Consider the following 20,507-nt stretch of genomic DNA (forward strand, 5'->3'; position numbering starts at 1 on the left):
GTGGCTGCCATGCCGCCCGGCCGCATTCTCTTCACGTCTATCGGGGCGATGCAGCCATGATGTCTTCCACGCAATTCCTGACGCGCCCGCGGTTTATCGCGTCCATGTCCTTCTTCGCGCTGGCGGTCACGGCGGCGGCTTATCTATGGTGGCCGCGCGATACCGGTGCGGCCACTGCTCCCGAACGTCCTGCCGTCCCGGTGCGCATCACGATGGTGGAGCGGCAGGACGAAATGCCAATGCTCTTGCGTTCACCGGGCGATGTCCGTTCGTTGCGCAGCGTCGATGTGCGCACGCAGGTGGATGGCGTGTTGAACGAAATCGCCGCCGAGGAGGGCGCGATGGTACGGGCCGGAGATGTCCTGGCTCGCATCGACCCCCGAATCATCGAATCCGAGTTGGCCCAGGCCCAGGCGCAGCACGGCATGGCGGCCGCGCAGTTGCAGGTGGCACGCCTGGACTTGGCGCGCTATCGCAGCCTGCGCAAGGAAGAGGCCGTTTCCGCGCAGATCCTGGAGCAGCAGGTCGCCCGCGTCAACGAATTGCAGGCCTCCACGCGAAATCTGGAGGCCGCCGTGCAGACGCAGAAGGTATTGCTGTCGCATACAGAGATCCGGTCGCCGCTCAATGGCCGGGTTGGCCTGTTGCGGCTGCATGCGGGCAACGTGCTGCGCTCCGCCGAATCCCAGGTGATGTTCACGATCATGCAGATGGATCCGATCGCGGTCGAGGTATCCGTGCCGCAGTCCCTGCTGCCACGCATTCAGGACGCCTTGTCGGGCATGTCCGATGTTCCCGTGCAGGCCTACGCCAGCGACGGTGGGGCGGTACTGGGTGAGGGCCGGCTGGCGCTCATCGACAATCAGGTCTCCACCGCCAGCGGCACCATCCGCCTGAAAGCACTATTCGATAATCCTGACGGGAGGCTCTGGCCGGGACAGTCTGTGGTGGCGTCGGTGCAATTGCAGATGATGCGTGGCGTGCTTGTCGTGCCCGCGCGGGCATTGCAGCGGGGAGACGGTCGCATGTTCGTGTGGCGGGTGCAGGATGGCACGGCCCAGCCGCAGGACGTGAGCGTGTTGCATCAGACCGATACGCAGGCGGTGGTGTCAGGAGTGGATGAAGGCGCATCGGTCGTCGTGGACGGTGCATCCCGGCTGTATCCGGGGGCACGGGTGCGCACGGAAGGGGCCAGTGGCGGTGACGCGCAGCGACCTGGCGTCGCGATCGCGGGCAAGGTGGTTGCCGATGCAACGCGCTAGTCTTTACGGCTGGTGCATCGCGCACCCGGTGGGCACGGTGCTGTTGACCGTCGCCGTCGTGCTGCTGGGCGCGCTGGCGTATGCCAGGCTACCCGTGGCGCCGCTGCCCGAAGTGGACTTCCCTACCATTCAGGTCGAAGCCCGGCTGCCCGGCGCCAGCGCCCAGACCATGGCCTCGTCCGTCGCCACGCCGCTGGAGGTTCAGTTCAGCGCCATTCCTGGCGTCAGCGAGATGACCTCGTCCAGTTCCATCGGCGCCACCACGCTGACCTTGCAGTTTGTGCTGGACAAGGACATCGACGTGGCGGCCCAGGAACTTCAGGCCGCCATCAATACCGCCGCCGGCCGCCTGCCCGCGGACATGCCCAATCTGCCGACCTGGCGCAAGGTGAATCCGGCGGATAGCCCCATCCTGATTCTTAGCGTGACGTCCGAGACGCTGTCACTGACAGAGCTGAGCGATCACACGGAAACCGTGCTGGCGCGTCAGTTGAGCCAGGTGGAGGGGGTGGGTCAGATTTCGCTGACCGGCCAGCGGCGGCCCGCGATACGCATCCGTGCCAATCCCGAGGCGCTGGCCGCCACGCGCAGCAGCCTGGAAGACGTGCGCAACGCCATTCAGCGCAGCAGCGTGAACCTGCCCAAAGGGGCGTTGTTCAGTGCCGACCGCGTGGCGACGCTGGACGTGAACGATCAATTGTTCGACCCAGCGGACTACGGCGACCTGGTGATCGGCTACCGCGAAGGCCAGCCCGTCTTGCTGAAGGACGTGGCCACCGTGGAACACGGGTCGGAAGATGACTACTCCGGTGTATGGCCCAACGGAAAGCCGGGCGTCGGGGTGATCATCAGGCGTCAGCCCGGGGCCAATATCGTGGCAACGGCAGACCGCATTCTGGAGGCTTTGCCTGCCTTGCAAGCCGCACTGCCGGCGGACGTGGCGGTGGAAATCTATAACGACCGCACGCGCACCATCCGGTCGTCGCTGCATGAGGTGCAGTTGACGCTGGCGGTGGCCATCGTGCTGGTGATCGCCGTGATGGCGGCATTCTTGCGGCAGGTGTCCGCCACCCTGATCGTGTCCGCGGTGCTGGGCGTGTCGCTGGTGGCGACCTTCGCGGTGATGTCGCTGGCCGGATTCAGCCTGAACAACCTGACCTTGGTGGCGATTGTGGTGGCGGTGGGCTTCATCGTGGACGACGCCATCGTGGTCATCGAGAATATCCACCGGCATCTTGAAGCGGGCGCCGGCATGCGCGAAGCGGCGATGAAAGGCACGCGCGAAATCGCGTTCACCGTCATGTCCATCAGCGTGTCGTTGGTGGCGGCCTTTACACCGCTGCTGTTCATGGACGGCATCGTAGGCCGTCTGTTCAGCGAGTTCGCGCTGACGGCCACCGCCGCGATCATGTTGTCCATGGTGGTCTGCCTGACGCTGGCGCCCACGCTGGCCAGTCTCTTCATGAAGCCGCAAGCGCATCCGCCCGGCACGCCTTCGGGCCCGTCCGGCCGCTTGGTGAAGCTATACGAGCGGGCGCTGGACTGGGTGCTGGCTCGTCAGCGCGTGACCTTGCTGGTGTTCCTGGCGACCGTGCTCGCCAGCATTGCCAGCTTCGTCGCCATTCCCAAGGGCTTCTTCCCATTGCAGGACACCGGGTTCATCATCGGCGTGACGCGCGCGGCCTCTGATATCTCGTACGAGGACATGGTGGAAAAGCACAAACGGATCGAGGCCATTGTCCAGGCTGACCCGGATGTCGTGGGCGTCAACCACGCGGTGGGCGGTGCGGCGACGCTCGGCAACGGCCGCCTGTGGCTGGTGCTGAGCGATCCGGATGACCGCGATGCCTCAGCCAGTCAGATCATCGACAGGCTGCGGCCGCAGTTTGCGGAGATTCCCGGCATCCAGGTGTTTCTGCGGGCGGCGCAGGACATCAACATCGGCGCAGGGCAGCCGCGTGCGCAGTATCTGTACGTGATGCGGGCGCAAGACAGCGCGCAATTGGCCGAGTGGGCGGAAAAACTGACGGCCGAACTCCAGCGCGACCCCTTGTTCCGGGATGCCTCGCACGACCTGCAATGGGACGCCCAGATCACCCGTCTGACGATAGACCGGGCCGAGGCGGCGCGCTACGGATTCTCGGCAAGCGATGTGGACAATGCGCTGTACGACGCTTTCGGACAACGCCAGATCAACCAGATCCAGACCGAGACCAATCAGTACTACGTGGTGTTGGAAGTTGACCGGCACCAGCGCGGAACGGCGGACAGCCTGGCGTATTTCCAGCTGCGTTCGCCGCTGACTGGCGACATGGTGCCTTTGCTGAGCTTTGTGCGCATCGAGCCTTCGGTCAGGGGGCCGGCCGTGATCGTGCATGATGCGCTGCTGCCGGCGGTCAACCTGTCGTTCAACCTGGCCCCGGGGGCGCCGCTGGGCGACGCCGTGGACCGGTTGGAGCAGATCCGCGCGAATCTGAACATGCCGGCCAATGTCACCGGCAGCTTCCAAGGTGCGGCCCAGGCGTTCCAGGACTCGCTGGCCAGCCAGCCCTGGCTGATCTTGGCGGCCTTGCTGGCGGTCTACATCATTCTGGGTGTGCTCTACGAGAGCTTCGTCCATCCGTTGACGATCCTCTCCACGTTGCCGTCGGCGGGGCTGGGCGCCATTCTCTTCCTATGGTTGTGGCGTCTGGATTTCTCGGTCATGGCGTTGATCGGGCTGATCCTGCTGATCGGCATCGTCAAGAAGAACGGCATCTTGCTGGTGGACTTTGCGCTGCAAGCCCAGCGTGAACGCGGACTGTCTGCGCAAGAGGCGATCCGGGAAGCCTGCCTGACCCGGTTCCGGCCCATCATCATGACGACACTGGCGGCCGCGCTGGGCGCGGTGCCGCTGATGATGGCCTTTGGCACCGGCGCCGAACTGCGCGAGCCCTTGGGCGTTGCCATCGTGGGGGGGCTGGCCGTCAGCCAGATCCTGACGCTGTTGACCACGCCTGTCGTGTTCCTGGCGTTGAATCGCCTGTTCCTGGAGCGCCGGGCCGCGAGGCCTGCGGAGCCAGAGTTGAAGAAGAGCGGATCGGCATGATGAATCGCATGAAACGGTTGCCGGCCCTGGTCGGATTGATGTTGTTGGCCGCGTGTTCCTCGGTGCCGCCGGAACCCGCAGGGCCGACCCCGGACCAATCGGTGGACGGGCTGCTTGAGCAGTCAGGGATGCCTTTGCGCTGGTGGGAGAGCTTCGAGGATCCCGCGCTGGACCGATTGCTGGGCTTGGCCTTGGCCTCAAACCTGGACCTGGCCACGGCAGCCGAACGCATCCGCGAGCAGCGTGCGCTGCGCCGATTGTCCGGGGCCGCCTTGTTTCCGGTCCTGAACGCGGGGGCCAGCGCGCAGCGGGCCGCGGCAGTCGAACCGGCGTCCTGGGCCGGCCTGGATCTGTCGTGGGAGATCGACCTGTTCGGGCGGTTACGTGCGCTACGCGATGCGTCGCAGGCCGAGTTGCAGGCGACCGTGCAGGATTACCAGGCCTTGCGCTTGAGCTTGATGGCCGAGGTGGCGGTGGCGTATCTGCAATTGCGTCTGGCCGAACAGCAGGCGCTATTGGCGGAAAGCACGGGCGAAGTGCTCAGGCGGACCAGCGCGCTGGTGGATGCGCGCCGGCGCCTGGGCATGGCCAACCGCCTGGATTCCGAGCGCATGATCGCTGAGTATGAATCGACGTATGCGGAAGTGCCACTGGCGCAGCAGCAAGTCACCGCCGCCCGCCATGCGCTGGCCTACCTGCTGGCCACTGACGTGACCGCCATCGACGACGTGCTCGCGCAAGGCCCCGGGCAGCCGCGCGTACCGCATCGCGGCGCGTTGGATGCGTTGCTGGCGATGCCGGTGGATTCGCTGCGTTGGCGGCCCGATGTGCGGGCGGCGGAAAGACGCATGGCGGCCTCCGGCGGCAATCTGGCGGCCGAACGCGCTGCGCGTTTCCCGCAGTTGACCTTGGGTAGTCTGGGCGGCGTCGAGCAGGGGGTCAGCGGCCCCGCCTGGACGCTCAGCATGCAACTGCTGCAACCATTGTTCGACTTCGGCAGAATTCAAGCGCGCATCGATGGCGCGGACGCCAGGCTGGCGCAGAGTCGGTTGGCATACGAATCGGCGCTGAGGCTGGCCGTGCGGCAAAGCCAGACCAGCATTCACGGCTATGGCCAGTCCATGCGCCGCGAAGCACGGCTGGAAGCCGCCGCAAGGGCCGCCGAGCAGGCGGTTACCCTGGCGCGTCGGCAGTACGAGGCGGGCATGGTGTCACTGCTGGAAGTGCTGGACGCGGAACGCAGCGCCTACGATATCCAGCGTTCGCTCTCCAGCGCCAAGATCGATGTCGCCTTGCGCTGGGTGGAGATCTACCAGACGTTGGGGGTCTACAGCGATGTGCCCGTCATCCGGGAGGGATGACGGCGCTGGGTGTTCCGCCTCAGGCGGCCAGCAGGCTGTCGTAGATGTCCAGCGTTTGACCCACGAAACGCTGCACGCCAAATTCAGCCAGGCTTTTCGCGCGCGCTGCGCGACCCATCTCGGGCAAGTGCTGGCGCTGCGGGATGATCCGCGCCAGGCATTGCGCGATGCTGGCCGGCGATCCAGGGTCCACGATCCAGCCGTCGACCTCGTGATCGATGTTCTCGGGCAGCCCTGCATACCGGCTGACCATCACCGGCTTGCCCATCGCCATCATTTCGCGGCAAGCGAAGGAAATGGTCTCGATCCGGGTGGACAGCACAAAGCCGATGTCCAAGGCCGCCACGAATGGCCGTACATCGGATAACTGGCCGGCGTAATAGACCTGGTCGGCCATGCCCAGGTCCAGGATGCGGGCCTGTTGTTCGACGCTGGGTGGGCCGCCCGCCACCGCGACCAGGACCTGCTGGCGCAACGCTTGGGGCAGCAGGGCAACCGCTTCGACCATATGCAGCCAGTTCTTGTACGCGGCCGTGCCCGCGTTGCTGCCGATGACCAACCGGCCTTCGGGACGGACGGGCCAGGCGCTGCGCAGGCGGGCGCTCTCCGTGGCCGCATAGGGCTGAAACCTGTCCGTGTCCACGCCGTTCTTCACGGTCGAGATGGGGCAGTGCGCGTAGGATGATTCTCGCAGTTTGCGCCGCGTGTCTTCGCAGACCGCAATGACATGATCGGTAGCCATGTTCGCCCGCAGGTACGGCCCCAATCCGGAGATCTCGTGGTTGTCGTGCTTGGTGTAGACAATTCGCGGCCGTGGTCCGGCCAGTTTCATCCTGGCCAGCATCACGCAGCGGTGGTCCAGCGAGCCATTCACATGCACGATATCGAATTTCCCTGCCTTCAAGATGCCGGCCAGCCGTGCTACCACCGCAGGCGTATGCCAGAGGCGGCTGGAATAGTTCACTGCAACGGCCTCGCTCAGGCCGGCCTGATGGGATTCCTGGTACAGGCGGCTGGAGGCGGGCGCGGCCAGGACCACCCCATGCTCGTGTCTCAAATGCTGGATCAGGGTGGTGAGATAGGTGGTGTGCCCACCGCCATCGCCCTTGTGATAATTGGTATAGAGAATTTTCATGATCGCGGCGCCGGCACCCGCAAGGCGAATGACGCTTGCTTCAGGGTTCGGATTCCTGGCACTCTAGTCAGGTGCGACTGACCTAAGCGTGACCCGCTACTGACGCGAGAGCGACATGAAACTGACAAAAACCTTGCTGACAAATACGTCAGGTTCGAGTCATGTTCTTGACGGTGTTGCCAGGCTAGAGTCACGGTGCGCCTTCCGTCGGTGGCGGGATGCATGCATCCCGGCAGATTCACCTGGCGGTCGTCGTGTTCAATCAAGACCTACTGAGAAGGCCCTCGGAGAAAATGCGCCTGTTACTTCTGGAAGACGAGCCCAAAACGGCCTCGTACATCAAACGGGGCCTGACCGGTCTGGGGTATACCGTGGACGTGGCCGACGACGGCACCGAAGGCTTGTTTCTGGCGCTGGAACAGGATTACGACGGCATCATCCTGGACGTCATGCTGCCTGGCCACGATGGCTACACGGTCCTGGAACTGCTGCGCGCGCGTAAACAGACACCGGTGCTCATGCTGTCGGCGCGAGGTTCGGTCGATGAGCGGGTGAAAGGGCTGCGCAAAGGCGCCGATGATTACCTGCCCAAGCCGTTCTCGTTCACGGAACTGGTGGCGCGTATTCAGGCGCTGCTGCGCCGTGGCGCAGGCGCGGTCGGAGAATCCACATTGCTGCAAGTGGCGGACTTGCAGGTCGACATGATGGCGCGCAGGGCGATGCGCGGCGGACAGCGCTTGGACCTGACGGCCAAGGAATTCGCGCTGCTCAGCCTGTTGGCCCGGCATGAAGGTGAAATCCTGTCCAAGCTGATGATCGCCGAACAGGTCTGGGACATGAATTTCGATAGTGACGCCAACGTGGTCGAAGTGGCCATGCGGCGCTTGCGGGTCAAGGTTGACGCGCCCTACGAGAGAAAACTGCTGCATACGGTTCGGGGCATGGGCTACCTGCTTGAAAGCCGAGACCTGCCCAGCACGGCGCAAACGGTCGACTGAGTGATGAGAGCCTCCATTTCAACGCGCCTGGCGTTGATGTTCGGTCTGTCAGTGGCGCTGATCGTCTCGGTGTGCGCGGTGTTGCTGCATGGGTCGTTGAAGGAATCCTTGCAGCAGCAGATGCGCAACGAGCTGGAACTGCGCCACTCATTCCTGGATCCCTTGTTGATGTCGCGCGATTCTCGGGAATCCTGGCCAAAAGTCATCCAAAAGCTCAGCGCCCTGGCGCCAGATGACGGCCCCGACGCGCAACATTGGGTCGTCAGCGATGATCCGTATTTCAGCTATGGCGGCGACGCCCCGCCGGGGATCAATTGGAACAGCGTTCCCGATGGCTATTCAACACTGCCAGCCCAACGGAGCTGTTGCCCGCTCAACGTGCTGATCACGACCCTGGAACCATCAGGCACCCGGCCGCAGGTTCGCTTTGTGGTGGCGCTGGACTCCACGCCCTACATGAAGACCCTGGGTGACTTCACCAATACGTTGATCGGCATGTCCGTTGCAGGCACCTTGATCGTCGCGCTGCTGGGTTATTTCATTGCGCGTCTGGGCCTGTTCCCGGTCAGGCGTCTGAGCACGCAGGCGCATGGCCTGGTGCCAGGCGATACCGGCCAACGTCTGGCCACCGCGAACCTGCCGGCTGAAATCAAGGACATGGCGGTCTCCTTCAATGGCGTGTTGGCACGGCAAGAAGTGGCATGGCGCCAGCTTGAGAGTTTCAATGCTGATGTCGCGCACGAGCTGCGCACGCCGCTTACCAATCTGGTGGGCCAGACGCAGTTGGGCTTGGCCGTGGGCAAGGACGTGCATGAATTCAAGGAGTTGCTTCAGTCCAATCTGGAAGAGCTTGAGCGGATGACGTCGATCGTCAACGACATGCTGTTCCTGTCGCATGCGCAAGTCGGCCGGATGACGATGGACTTGAGCGATGTGTCGCTGCGCGAAGAGGCGGCCAAGACGACCGAGTACGTCGAGCCGTTGTTCGGCGACAAGGCATTGACCGTGACGCTTAGCGGCGATGCGCACGCGCTGATTGACCGCCGGCTGTTCCATCGCGCGCTGGCGAATCTGCTGGAGAACGCCGCCTTCCATGCAACGGCGGGCACCGATGTCGCGGTCGTGATGCAGGAACGGACGGGCATGGCGCAAGTGTGCGTTTCCAACGTGGGCGAACCCATCGACGCGGAGCACATCCCGCGTCTGTTTGAACGTTTCTTCAGAGTCGAATCCGCGCGCACGCAAAGCGACAAGCATCATGGCTTGGGCTTGTCCATCGTCAAAGCCATCGCGTCGATTCATCAGGGCGATGTCTTCGTGCGCAGCGAAAACGGCGTCAACACGTTTGGATTCACCATGGCGTGCCGGCCGGGATCGGGCGGGTACCAGGCGTAACCGCGTTGCCTGACGCGGCCATCTTGGAGGCCGCCTGCCCGCCAACGGCGGATGCAGCGCTTGGGATCCACCTTTCGCCACCTGACACATCGTCTGCCTTCACCCCAATACCAATAAGAAACAAACGGGGAAGGCAAGCGACGGCTGCTTTACCAGTAACCGGCGGGGCTGCTTGTTATCAAATCTTGTCGTTGTGTCGTGGAAAAGCTGCGACGACCTAAATGTATCAATTTAATAGTTAATGTGTTTCTTTGTGGGATATCATTCCGTCGCCTGCGGAACTTGAATGGCAACGGGATCAGGCGCCTGCCTGAATGAATAACAGTCTAGTTATAAAAATCCGGTATGAAAACAAGAAACAAGAACGTCCCGAATAACGCGCTACACGATGATATTTCCCCGAACAAGAAACTCCCTGTCATGACGCTGCGCCCGTTGGCGTCGGCGATTGCTCGCAGTGGCGCCCCGGCATGGGCCATTGGCGGGGCGATGTTGCTGGGGTCGGCCTTGGCGCACGCCACGGTGATCGACGAGTACTCGACGCGCAGCGTGCCGAATGAAGTGTTGGACAACAGCGCGATTTATATGTCTGGCGGCACGTTGCTTGCCACGATGGACCATACCTTGTCGCCGCTTCAGCAATTGGTATTCGTGGCTGGCAAAAGCAGTACCGTGGCAGCGTGGGGCGGCAACACATTGACGCTGGGCGGCGGCCTGGATATTCAGGGAATCGCGCATTTCGGCAGCATCGGTAACGAGGGGGACATTCAGCTCGTCTATGGTCCGGTCGTAGTCGGAGCGCAAGCCGAATTACATGTTGACGGCGGCCGAGTAATAAATGCGCCTGGGCAAAATATCCTGGGCGCGATTACCCGTCAGGCGGCGCAAACCTACCTGGGTGCGGAAGGCTCGCTTGATTTCGCGGGTGCGACGGCCTACGTCAAGAATCTTCAGGGTTCGGGAAAGGTCTATGTCGGATTCGGCTCGTCTGAATTCCTGACCGTGGAGCAAGGCAGGTTTTCCGGTGAGATCTGGGGGGGGGACGGTCTGGAGAAGGTCTCGGCTGGAACGCTGGAGCTTTCCGGAAGTACGGCCCAGCCGGGACGTATCACGATCTCGGAGGGGACGGTGCAATTGAGCGGCTCCGGGTCATATGGCAGCCCAGGAAGCGCCGGCAGGGTCGTCAACAATGCTTCGCTCGTGTTGAAGGGTTTCACTGGTGGAATTTCGGGGGATATCTCCGGTACCGGGAGCATTCGCGCCACCGAAGGCACGATCGTCGGGTTGGTGGGCGCGAATACCTACAGTGGCGCCACGACGATCGACATGGATTCGCAGATTATCGTTGCCGGTGACGCACGCGCGATACCGGGTGCCGCAGACGCCCTGGGTACCAGTGCCGTCCTTAACAATGGCCGGCTAGCTTTTCAGCGCGATACAGATACGCGCGTGGGCAACACAATTTCTGGATTGGGCGAGCTTCTTCACAATGGTCAGGGAAAGCTGACGTTGACTGCCAACAATTCGTACGCGGGTGAAACCTCCGTCACGAATGGCGGCACGCTCGAAGTGGGCGATGGCGGAACGTCCGGTACCGTGGGTGCGGGGCGGATCTATTCGGCCGACGGGGGCACGCTGGTGTTCAACCGCAGCGACGATACCGTGGTCGCGAACGTCATAGGGTTTTCAAAAGGCGTGCTGGTAAAGAAAGGAGGCGGCAAGCTGACCTTGACCAGTTCAGTAACGGGTTTTGATTCGCGGGTCAGCGTTGAGAACGGCACGTTGCAGCTTGTCAATCATTTCGCTCCGACCATGATCATGCCGGGGGCGATCAATGTCGCGGCCGGTGCGGAGCTGGGGTTTGAAAACAGTCAGCTCATGCTGCTGTCGGAGAACCTGTCTGGTGAAGGCGTCGTTAGAAAAACCGGATCGGCTAGATGGCAGTACTCAGGTGATGGAACGGCCTTCACGGGCGCCACGGTGATTGAGGCCGGAGAGCTGTTGCTATCGAATGGTGGTTCGCTGGGTGGTGCGGTGACGGTAAAAAGCGGCGCTCGCCTCCAGGGCACGGGCCGTGTTGGCACAACCGACGTCCTTTCTGGCGGCATGCTGGTCAGCTCTGGCTATACCCGGTTGCGAGTGGCGGGTGATTTGTTCCTGAGGGACGGGTCCACGGTGCGCTATTACTTGGGCGATCCTGGTTCGGATGCCGCTACCGCAGGCACCACCGGCGTGACGCGGGTCACGGGCAACCTGGATCTGAACGCCAAGCTTCAGGTGCTGGATAACGCGCAGCCCACGCTGGGGTACTACCGCCTGTTCACCTACGGCGGCACGCTGAGCGGAACGGGTCTGGCGCTGGATCGGATTCCTGCGGGGCATTCGCGCGATCAATTCTCGATCGATACGTCGCGCGCTGGCATCGTGGATCTGCGCGTGGCGCCGGTAGGGGCTGCGCCAGATACCTTGCTGGTATGGAACGGCGGCACGGGGACCTGGGACGGCAATAGTCTGCAATGGCAATCCGAAGGCCAGCCCAACTGGTCAGGCGCCTGGGGTGCCCAGCACGCCGTCTTCAAAGACGCGCCGGGGACCGTTTCCATTCTGGGCCCGCAGGCATTCACCGGCCTGCAATTCGTCACCGACGGTTGGCAGCTTGCGCAGCATGCGGATGGCGGTAGCTTGCAGACGGCCAGCGGTGGCAGCGAACTGCGGGTGCTGGCTGACGTGACCGCGACGGTGGGTGCGCCGATCCAGGGCGCGGGTGCCGTGACCAAGACGGGCGGCGGCACGCTGGTGCTGAATGGCGTGAACGGCTACACCGGCGGCACCCGCTTGTCCGAAGGCGTGTTGAGCGTGTCCCGGGACGACAGCCTGGGCGACAGCGCGGGCGCCGTGGTTTTCAGCGGCGGAACCTTGCGCATCACGGGTGACAGCTTCGCGCAGACCGCTCGCCGGCTGCAATGGAGCGCGCAGGGCGGGGCCTTCGATATTGCATCGACGAGCAATCGCTTCGCGGTCAGCCAGGCACTGTCGGGTGCCGGTGATCTCGTCAAGCTGGGCGCAGGCACGCTGGTGCTGACGGGCGCGAACGCCTATGGCAACACGCGCGTCGATGCCGGCACATTGGTCGGCAATACGGATTCGATTCGCGGCAATTTGCGCAACGACGCTGCGGTCGTGTTCGATCAAACGGCCAATGGCATCTTCGCGGGTGACATCTCCGGCTCGGGTGAGTCCACCAAGACCGGCGCAGGCATGCTGACCTTGACGGGGCATAGTGCGCAGAACTGGCGCGTTGCCGGTGGCACGCTGGCCGCAACGGCCAATGCCATGTCGGGTAATGTGGATCTGGGCGCGGCAGGTTCGCTGCATCTGGATGCACCGCAGTCGTCGACCTTCACCGGTGTGGTGTCGGGCACGGGCGCGCTGGCCAAGAACGGCGCGGGCATGCTGGCGTTGACGGGCGACAGTTCGGGCTTTGCTGGCACGACGACGGTGAATCAGGGCATTCTGTCCGTGGGCACCAACGGGCAAGGCAAGTTGGGTGGGCGGGTCACCGTCGCCCGTGACGCGGTGCTGCAAGGCACCGGCACCGTCGGCACGACCATCGTGCAGTCCGGTGGTGCGATCGCGCCGGGAAATTCCATTGGCACGTTGAACGTGGCCGGCGATCTGACGCTGGACGCCGGATCCGTCTATCGCGTGGAAGCGGATCCGCTGACCAACAACAGCGATCGCATCGCGGTCAGCGGCACGGCCAATCTGGGTGGTTCGGTGGTGCACGTGGGGCCCGATGGCAATCTGGCCGGAGAACGCACGTACACGATCCTGACCGCCAACCGCGTGAATGGCACGTTTGCTTCCGCATCGTCCACGTTCGCCTATCTGGACGCCAACCTGGGCTATGACGCGCAGGCGGTCACGTTGCGGCTGGATCGCAAGGTCGTGCCCGTTGATCCTTCGACGCCCATCGAGCCTTCCGTGCCGACGCGCCCGATGCGTTTCGCAGACGCGGCAGGCACGTTGAATCAGCGCGCCACGGCGAATGCGCTGGACAGCTTGTCCGCAAGCAATCCGCTGTACCAGTACGTGCTGACGCTGCCGGAAGGCGCGCCAGCGGGCGTATTCAATAGCCTGTCGGGTGAGGCACACGCCAGCGTGACGTCTGGCCTGAGCAACCTCAGCGGCCTGTCCCGCAATCTGCCGTTCAAGAGCCTGCGCACGAATCTGGACGCAGGCCAGGAACCGGGCGCTGCAACCGCGCAAGCTGGCGGGATCACGCCGGCTTCCGCGCTGCCTGGCTCCAAGGCACAACCCGCCTGGGCCGAGCTTGTGGGCAATTGGCAGACCTTGAATGGCGACGGCAATGCGTCGCGTGTGGATCAGCGTACCGGCGGTGTGTTCGTCGGCGCCGACCATGCCGTGGGCGCAGGCTGGCGTCTGGGTGGCGCGCTGGGCTATACGGATAGCCGGATTCGCGTCGATGCCAATTCGTCCAAGGCGGATGTGGATAGCTACAGCGCCACGATCTACGGCGGCAAGGCTTTCCTGGCGGGCCCGGGCAAGATCAATCTGCTGGTCGGCGCAGGCTATACGTGGCACAACGTCTCAACGACGCGCAACGTCGCCGTCGCGGGCGCACAGGAAAAACTGACCGCGGATTATGGCGCCAGCACGGGTCAGCTCTTCACTGAACTGGGCTATGCCTTGCCGGTGGCAGAGCGCTCGCAGCTGGAGCCGTTTGCGGGCGTGGCCTGGGCGGATACGCGCACTCGGGGTTTCCAGGAGTCGGGCGGCATCGCGGCGCTCAGCGGTCAAAGCAACCGTAACTCGCTGACCACGACGACGCTGGGCCTGCGCGGCAAGACGGCGTTCACGGCCGGCAAGACGGAAGGCGCCGTGCGTGCGGCGGCGGGGTGGCGTCATGCGTTTGGCGACGTCGAGTCCCGCACGCGCCTGGCGTTTGACGGCAGCCAGCCCTTTACCGTGACCGGTGCTCCGCTGGCGCGCAACGCGGCGTTCACCGAACTGGGCGTGGACCTGGCGGTGTCTCGTTCCGCCACGATCGGCATCACGTATAGCGGCCAATACGGCGGCGGCAATCGCGAGAATGCCGGCTCCGTGGGCATGACGTGGCGTTATTGATCGCGCGTTGACCATGCGCGGATAGGGTGGTTTCGCTGCGGAAGGCCCATGGCCTTCCGCAGCGATTTCCCTTCAAGGCAGCGGCAGGACTTTCCCCACGCTTGCCGCCAGCATCTGCGCGGTGGCGGCCGACAAGGTCCAGCCCAAGTGCCCGTGCCCGGTGTTGTAGAACACACCCGGCCGCTTGCCGGGCCCCACTCGCGGCATCATGTTGGGTGTCATCGGACGCAGGCCGCACCACGGCACCACGCGCGACGTTCTGATGTGAGGGAAGTGCTTGCGCGTCCAATCGACCAGCGGCTGCACGCGCTCGGCGCGGATGTCCATGTTGAAGCCGTTGAACTCCGCCGTGCCGGCCACGCGGAAGCGATCGCCCAGGCGGCTGGTGACGATCTTGGCCGCTTCATCCAGCAGGCTGACGCTGGGTGCGCCCGCCTGGCTTTGTGCGTCGTCCAGATGCACGCTGATGGAATAGCCCTTGACCGGATAGATGTTCAGCGAATCGCCCATCTGCCGGGCGAACTTGCGGCTGACCGCGCCGGCGCAGATGACGATGGCATTGGCTTCATGCCGTTCGCGTTGGGTGCCGCCATTGCGCAGGACGTCCAGCACATAGGGCCGCCCGTCGCGGCTGATCTGCTCGATTTCGGCATCTTGCACGAAGGTGACGCCTTGGCGTTCGCAGGCGCGCGCCAGGCCGCTCGTGAATTTGTGGATGTCTCCCGTGGCGTCCGAGGGCGTATAGAAGCCGCCATGGCAATCCGTTTGCAGCGTGGGCTCGATGTTGCGCGCCTCGCTGCCGGACACGGCGTAGCGTTCCAGGCCTCCGGCTTGCAGCAGGGTGTTGGCGCGGCGGGCAGCCTCGAAGCTGGCTGCGTCGTGATAGATGTGCAGGATGCCCCGGCGCTCAAGGTCGAAATCGATGCCTTCGGCTTCGGCCATGTCGAACAGATGCTGGCGCGCTTCGATCGCCAGGCGGGTGGTGGCAATGGTGTTCTCGCGGTAGTTGGGAATCTGCGCCATGAACTGCGCCAGCCACGAATACTTGTGCCAGCTGAACTTCGGGTTCAGTAGCAAGGGGGCGTTCTTGCGCCACATCCAGCGCAATCCCTTAAGGACGGTGGCCGTGCTGTTCCAGACTTCGGCATTGCTGGCCGATAGCTGGCCGCCGTTGGCGTAGGACGTTTCCATGGCGGGGTAGCGCTGGCGGTCATAGACGGTGACCTGATATCCCAGCTTGGACAAGGCATAGGCGGACGTGACACCGGTGATACCGGCGCCAATGATGGCGATGCGGGGCATGATGGCTCCAGATTGAGTGGCCGCGACCCAATATGGCCACAGCACCCCATCTGTCTTGGTACCTGAGAGCTTCACCCGTGGCGTTTGTGGCCAGGGGTTCCCCTTCGGTGGGCGCGCATGGCGCCTCTCTCCAGATTGTCTAGACTTGCGCAGTCCTGTTGCCTGAGAGTTTCCGGGGCGGTTGCTCCGTCGGCGCCAGCCGCAAGGGCCGGTCTCTTCTACGCAGTTTTGAATCGACGAGCGCTAGGATAGCCAACTTCTTGTCGTGTGGGATTCAGGGTTAGTACTATGTCGGGCAAGCCACACGGGCCAGCGGATGAAAGGTAGGACGATGAGAATGAGTTTTGACGGACGGCGACGGGCCACCTTGTTTGCACTGGCTACTTTTGCCCTGGCAGGAGGCGCCTCGCAGGCGTTTGCCGCGGCGGCGGATGCGGTGGCAGATCCGGCGGGCGCGTTGGAGGCCGGGCGACGGATCGACGAAGCCGCAGAGGCCGTCATGCGCGAACATGGCGTGCCCGGGCTGGCGATTGGCATCACCCGCGACGGCCGCCAGCAATTTCACACCTACGGCGTGGCGTCGCGTCAGACAAAGGCCAAGGTCAGCCGCGACACGCTGTTCGAGGTCGGTTCGATCAGCAAGACCTATACCGCAACCTTGGCGACGTACGCGGAAGCCTTGGGAAAGTTGTCCTTGAATGACAGCCCCGCGCGTTTCGTGCCCGCCTTGCAGGGATCGGATTTCGGGAAACTGACGCTGGTCCATCTGGGCACGCACACGGGTGGCGGATTTCCCCTTCAGGTGCCGGACGCCGTGCGCAACGATGCGCAGTTGATGGACTATCTGAAGGCTTGGAAGCCCCAGTACCCGGCCGGCACGCAGCGCACCTACGCCAATCCCAGCATCGGCATGCTGGGGATGGTGGCCGCCAAGAGCCTGGAGCAGCCGTTCACGCAGGCCATGGAGAAGACATTGTTTCCCCAGTTGGGCCTGTCGCGCACGTTCATCAACGTGCCGGCCGCCATGATGGCGGACTACGCGCAGGGCTACACCAAGCAAGATGCGCCCGTGCGCGTGAATCCCGGTGTGCTGGCGGCGGAGGCCTACGGCGTGAAGACCAGCGCGCGAGATCTGCTGCGCTTTGTCGAGGTCAATATGGATACGGCGGGCGACACCGCCATCAAGCGCGCCATCGCACGCACGCATGTGGGCTATTACCAGATAGGCGACATGACGCAGGACCTGGCCTGGGAGCAGCTTTCCTATCCGGTCACCTTGGACGCGCTGTTGGTGGCCAACGCGGGCACCTTGAACAGTCAGAGCCATCCGGCCACCACGTTGCATCCGCCGCTGGCGCCGCAAGACGCGGTATGGATCAACAAGACCGGTTCCACCAACGGCTTCGGCGCCTACGTGGCGTTCGTGCCGGCCAGGAAGATGGGCATCGTGATCCTGGCCAACAAGAACTATCCAAACGAGGCCCGGGTGCGGTTGGCGTATCAGATTCTGGAAGCACTGGCGCGCTAAGGGGCGACGGAGGGGGGCGCTGTTCGGGCGGCGTCAATGCGCGGAAGCCGTCCCATCATCTCCAGCCGCTGGCACAATTGCTTCAGCCGTTCCAACTTGTAGGCGTTCACGTCCACGCCGGCGTAGTCGTAAAAGCCCTGGCCGTCCCGCAGGCCGTTGCGGCCATTTTCCATATTGCTGGCAATGACCTCGGGCGAGGCAAATCGGGGGGCGATGGCTTCCGACAGGTAGCGCGAGGCGTAGTAGAGAATGTCGCCGCCGCCCCAGTCGATGAATTCCAGCAGGCCCAACACCGAAAAGCGCAGCCCGAAGCCCAGCCGCACGGCGGTGTCGATGTCTTCGGCGCTGGCCACGCCTTCTTCCACCATCCGGGCGGCCTCGTTCATGGCCAGGGCCTGGATGCGGGGCACGATGTAGCCTGCGGCCGGGGCACATTGCACCGGCACCTTGCCGGCCTGACGCAGTACGTCCAGCAGTTCCTGCACGGCGGCGTCGCCCGTCCGGGGCCCCCGGCTGACTTCCACCAGCGGGATCAGATAGGCGGGGTTCAGCCAGTGTGCGTTCAGGAAACGTTCGGGGTGCGGCACCAGTCCGGCCAGTTCGGTGACAAGGAAGGTGGACGTGGTGGAGGCGATGATGCCGTCCGGCGCGCACGTTTGCCCCAGCCACTGGAAGGCATCGCGCTTGGCGTCCAGCCGTTCCGGCACGGCCTCGAAAATGACGCGCGCGGCCCGCAGGTCGGCGGCGGCCTCATCGCGGTGGCATAGGCGCACGCGGTGCATCGCGGCGTCTGCCTGGTCGGCGTTCAGCAGACCCAGTTGGCAGAGCGTGCCAAGCTCGCGCCGCAGGTTGGCAAGCACGCGCGCGTGAAGCTCTTTTTGCGCGTCGGGCGATCGGGGTTTGATATCCACCAGCGTGACGTCCCGTCCCGCCAGGAGGTAGGACACGGTGATGCCTTCACCCATGCGGCCGGCGCCGATGATGCCGATTCTGTCATTCATGGTCAGCATCCTTGTTCCAGCAGTTCCGCCATGCCGCTACGCGACAGATGGTCCAGGCCCAGGCGTTCCAGGGTGCGGCCTTCGGCATACAGGTCGCGCCCCGTGATTGCGCTGGCGACGCTAAGCAAGCCTTGCGCCACCGGCGTGGGCACGTCTGCCCAGCGGCCCGCCGATACCAGGAAGGACAGACCCAGGCGCGTGTCTTCCAGCATGTAGCGATGCGTGTGCAGGTCGATGGTTTCGCGCCAATCGCCGCTGTCGGTCAGTTTGCCGTGCGCACCCCGGCCATACATCCATTCATCGCCCTCGCTGGCGTAATGGTCGGCCAACGGGAAGTGTGGCGCGGCGTAACCCAGCGCTTCGCGGATGGCGATGCGCTCGGCGTCCAGGGTGTCCGTCACGCGGCGGATCGATGCCTGGGTGCCTTCGTTATGGATGTCCCACTTGTCGAAGTGTTCCAGCGGGCCGGCATTCATCATGATGAGCGGCGGATGGATGATGGGGCCGGCGTTCATCAACGCGCCGGATAGGCCATTTTCAATCGCTTCGATCGCGGGGTAGACCTGCGCCAATATCGCCAATGCATTGTTCGACAGGCGGCTGGGGAACACGCCGGTGGGCAGGCGGGTGGCATAGCCGCTGATCACGACGGTGTTGCCGTGCTTGCGGGCCAGATAGGGCAGGGTGCCGGTTTCCGCATAGGCCACCTCGGCATGGTTGCCAGCGTCTTTCTGGGCGCGAGCGAAGACATAGCTGCCAAACGTGCCAGGCGGCAGGAACACGACCTGCCCGTCGCGCAGCAACGGCCCAAGCTCGGACGCCAGCGCCTCGTGCGTGGTGGACGGCAGGGGGATGACCAGCACCTGTGCGTCGGCCACCGCGTCTTGCAGGGCTGGGGTCAGTTGCAGGTGCCCCGTGCCTGTACCCAATGGGACGCGGCGCGTGCCCCGGTAGTCGGTGACGGTAAGCGCGCCCGCGTCCCGCAGGCCCTGGAACGCGGTTCCGTCACGACGCCACCAGCGCACTTCGTGCCCGTTTTCCGCCAGCTCGGCGGCTGCCGCATAGCAGCCGTGGCCGCCGCCTATTACGCTGATTCGCATGATCAAGCTCCTTCGATGGAAGCTTGATCCTAGCGGCGGCGCGGCGCAGGGGCTGCGCCAAACGCGCAAGCGTCATTCCGATCCGGCAAGGGAATGCGCCATGCCTACCCGCGGTGCCGGCGCAAGGTGTCCGACGGCAGGCAGCCATAGCGCTTGCGGTAGTGCGTGGCGAAATGGCCGAAGCTTGTGACGCCGTGGCGCAGCAGGATGTCGGTGACGCTGTCGCCTGTGTGTGCGGCTTCGAGCGCCGCATGCACCAGCGTCAGGCGTTGATTGCGCACGTAATCGCTGGGGCTTTGCTTCAAGAACTGCGCGAAGCCGTTTTGCAGTGTGCGGATCGACACGCCGCAGTGCGCGGCCAGATCCGCCAGCGAAATCGTTTCGTCGACGTGGGTTTCGATGTAGTCGCGTGCTCGGCGCACGTGCTGGGGGAGGGGTTGCCGGTGGTCCGCGCGCAGCAGGTCCGAATAGTTATGGGGCAACTGGGTCAGCAGCAACGCAAGCAGATAGTCGGAGAAACCTGTCGCCAGCGTCTGCGTGACGCCGTTGATGGCGGGGTGCTGGTATAGCCGGCACAGATAGTCCAGCGTTTCTCGCACGGCGGCCAGACCGGGGGCGTCGGCATCCACTTCCAGGTCGAACACCAGGGCATGCCGCAGGGGCCGATCCAGCAGGCGTTGCAGCTGATGTTCCAGCGCCTGGCGTTCCACACGCAGGATCAGGTTGCGGCAATCTCGGCCGATGCTGATCACGCTGGGTTCGGAGGGCGACGAAATCGTCAGGCCGCCTTCGCGCATCACGGCGTGGCGGTTGCCTAGCGTGACCTGGCCGGAGCCTTGCAGCGTGATGCGGATCAGGTAGTAGCTGGCGATGTCGCCGGCATCGATTTCGACCTCTGCGCCGTAGTGCAAGTCAAACAGCGCCGCGCTGCCGAAGAACACGCCGTACAACTGCGATCGCAAGGGTTTTCCCTGGGCGACGCACATGCGATGCGACCACAGGTGTTGGCTGACTTGATCCGTGATCTCGGAGACGTTGCCCGAGTTCAGCAAGCAATGACGGTTCAGCGGATAGGTGTCGTTGAACATGCTTTCCTGCGCAGTGGGAATAGTCTTTGCGTCCTGCGTATAGAGTCAGTTCGCGCAAAGACCTACAACAGATGGACAAGTGGGACGCAACCCGATCCGTG

General features: G+C 63.9%; 12 protein-coding genes and 1 riboswitch. Of the genes, 7 read left to right on the forward strand and 5 right to left on the reverse strand.

The window, feature by feature from the left end; translation table 11 throughout:
- The first annotated feature begins 56 nt into the window (after nucleotides 1-56).
- Genes HV753_RS09445 through HV753_RS09455 form a run of 3 tightly spaced genes read left to right on the forward strand, consistent with a single transcriptional unit; the run spans nucleotide 57 to nucleotide 5,711 of the window.
- The gene (locus HV753_RS09445) at nucleotides 57-1,262 is read left to right on the forward strand and encodes an efflux RND transporter periplasmic adaptor subunit (RefSeq protein WP_175174192.1); all 1,206 of its coding nucleotides are present in this window, start codon (nucleotides 57-59) and stop codon (nucleotides 1,260-1,262) included.
- A complete protein-coding gene (locus HV753_RS09450) occupies nucleotides 1,249-4,350 on the forward strand; it encodes an efflux RND transporter permease subunit (RefSeq protein ID WP_175174193.1) in 3,102 nt (1,033 codons plus the stop codon). Before HV753_RS09445 ends, HV753_RS09450 begins: the two co-directional genes overlap by 14 nt.
- An 8-nt stretch (nucleotides 4,351-4,358) precedes the next feature.
- A complete protein-coding gene (locus HV753_RS09455) occupies nucleotides 4,359-5,711 on the forward strand; it encodes an efflux transporter outer membrane subunit (protein WP_175174194.1) in 1,353 nt (450 codons plus the stop codon).
- A gap of 19 nt (nucleotides 5,712-5,730) precedes the next feature.
- On the opposite strand, the gene HV753_RS09460 is transcribed toward HV753_RS09455, so the two are convergent.
- Entirely contained in the window at nucleotides 5,731-6,846 is a 1,116-nt protein-coding gene (locus tag HV753_RS09460) for a glycosyltransferase family 4 protein (protein WP_175174195.1), read from the reverse strand.
- A 293-nt stretch (nucleotides 6,847-7,139) separates the two neighbouring features.
- Here HV753_RS09460 and HV753_RS09465 point away from each other — a divergent pair, with 293 nt between their 5' ends.
- From HV753_RS09465 to HV753_RS09475, 3 genes are all read left to right on the forward strand, one after another.
- On the forward strand, nucleotides 7,140-7,844 hold the full coding sequence (locus HV753_RS09465; RefSeq protein ID WP_175174196.1) for a heavy metal response regulator transcription factor: 705 nt from the start codon (nucleotides 7,140-7,142) through the stop codon (nucleotides 7,842-7,844).
- Between the two features lie 3 nt (nucleotides 7,845-7,847).
- Nucleotides 7,848-9,239, forward strand: coding sequence for a heavy metal sensor histidine kinase (locus tag HV753_RS09470; protein WP_246288208.1), 1,392 nt, complete (start codon nucleotides 7,848-7,850; stop codon nucleotides 9,237-9,239).
- Between the two features lie 420 nt (nucleotides 9,240-9,659).
- The gene (locus tag HV753_RS09475) at nucleotides 9,660-14,387 is read left to right on the forward strand and encodes an autotransporter domain-containing protein (protein ID WP_175174198.1); all 4,728 of its coding nucleotides are present in this window, start codon (nucleotides 9,660-9,662) and stop codon (nucleotides 14,385-14,387) included.
- Nucleotides 14,388-14,459: 72 nt separating this feature from the next.
- On the opposite strand, the gene HV753_RS09480 is transcribed toward HV753_RS09475, so the two are convergent.
- On the reverse strand, nucleotides 14,460-15,689 hold the full coding sequence (locus HV753_RS09480; RefSeq protein WP_175174199.1) for a D-amino acid dehydrogenase: 1,230 nt from the start codon (nucleotides 15,687-15,689) through the stop codon (nucleotides 14,460-14,462).
- A gap of 140 nt (nucleotides 15,690-15,829) precedes the next feature.
- A riboswitch (glycine riboswitch) is annotated at nucleotides 15,830-15,920 on the reverse strand.
- Between the two features lie 106 nt (nucleotides 15,921-16,026).
- On the opposite strand from HV753_RS09480, the gene ampC reads away from it, so the two are divergent.
- Nucleotides 16,027-17,217 carry a class C beta-lactamase gene (gene ampC / locus HV753_RS09485; protein WP_175174200.1) on the forward strand — a complete coding sequence of 397 codons (1,191 nt, stop codon included), beginning with the start codon at nucleotides 16,027-16,029 and terminating at the stop codon, nucleotides 17,215-17,217.
- On the opposite strand, the gene HV753_RS09490 is transcribed toward ampC, so the two are convergent.
- The 3 genes from HV753_RS09490 to HV753_RS09500 form a co-directional block, all read right to left on the reverse strand.
- Entirely contained in the window at nucleotides 17,214-18,227 is a 1,014-nt protein-coding gene (locus HV753_RS09490; protein ID WP_175174201.1) for a 3-hydroxybutyryl-CoA dehydrogenase, read from the reverse strand. The two genes, ampC and HV753_RS09490, sit on opposite strands and share 4 nt — an antisense overlap.
- Nucleotides 18,221-19,318 carry an NAD/NADP-dependent octopine/nopaline dehydrogenase family protein gene (locus HV753_RS09495; RefSeq protein WP_175174202.1) on the reverse strand — a complete coding sequence of 366 codons (1,098 nt, stop codon included), beginning with the start codon at nucleotides 19,316-19,318 and terminating at the stop codon, nucleotides 18,221-18,223. Before HV753_RS09495 ends, HV753_RS09490 begins: the two co-directional genes overlap by 7 nt.
- A 104-nt stretch (nucleotides 19,319-19,422) precedes the next feature.
- Entirely contained in the window at nucleotides 19,423-20,406 is a 984-nt protein-coding gene (locus HV753_RS09500) for an AraC-like ligand-binding domain-containing protein (RefSeq protein ID WP_175174203.1), read from the reverse strand.
- Between the last annotated feature and the right edge of the window lie 101 nt (nucleotides 20,407-20,507).

Source organism: Achromobacter pestifer (genome assembly GCF_902859625.1).
GTDB classification, from domain to species: domain Bacteria; phylum Pseudomonadota; class Gammaproteobacteria; order Burkholderiales; family Burkholderiaceae_B; genus Achromobacter; species Achromobacter pestifer.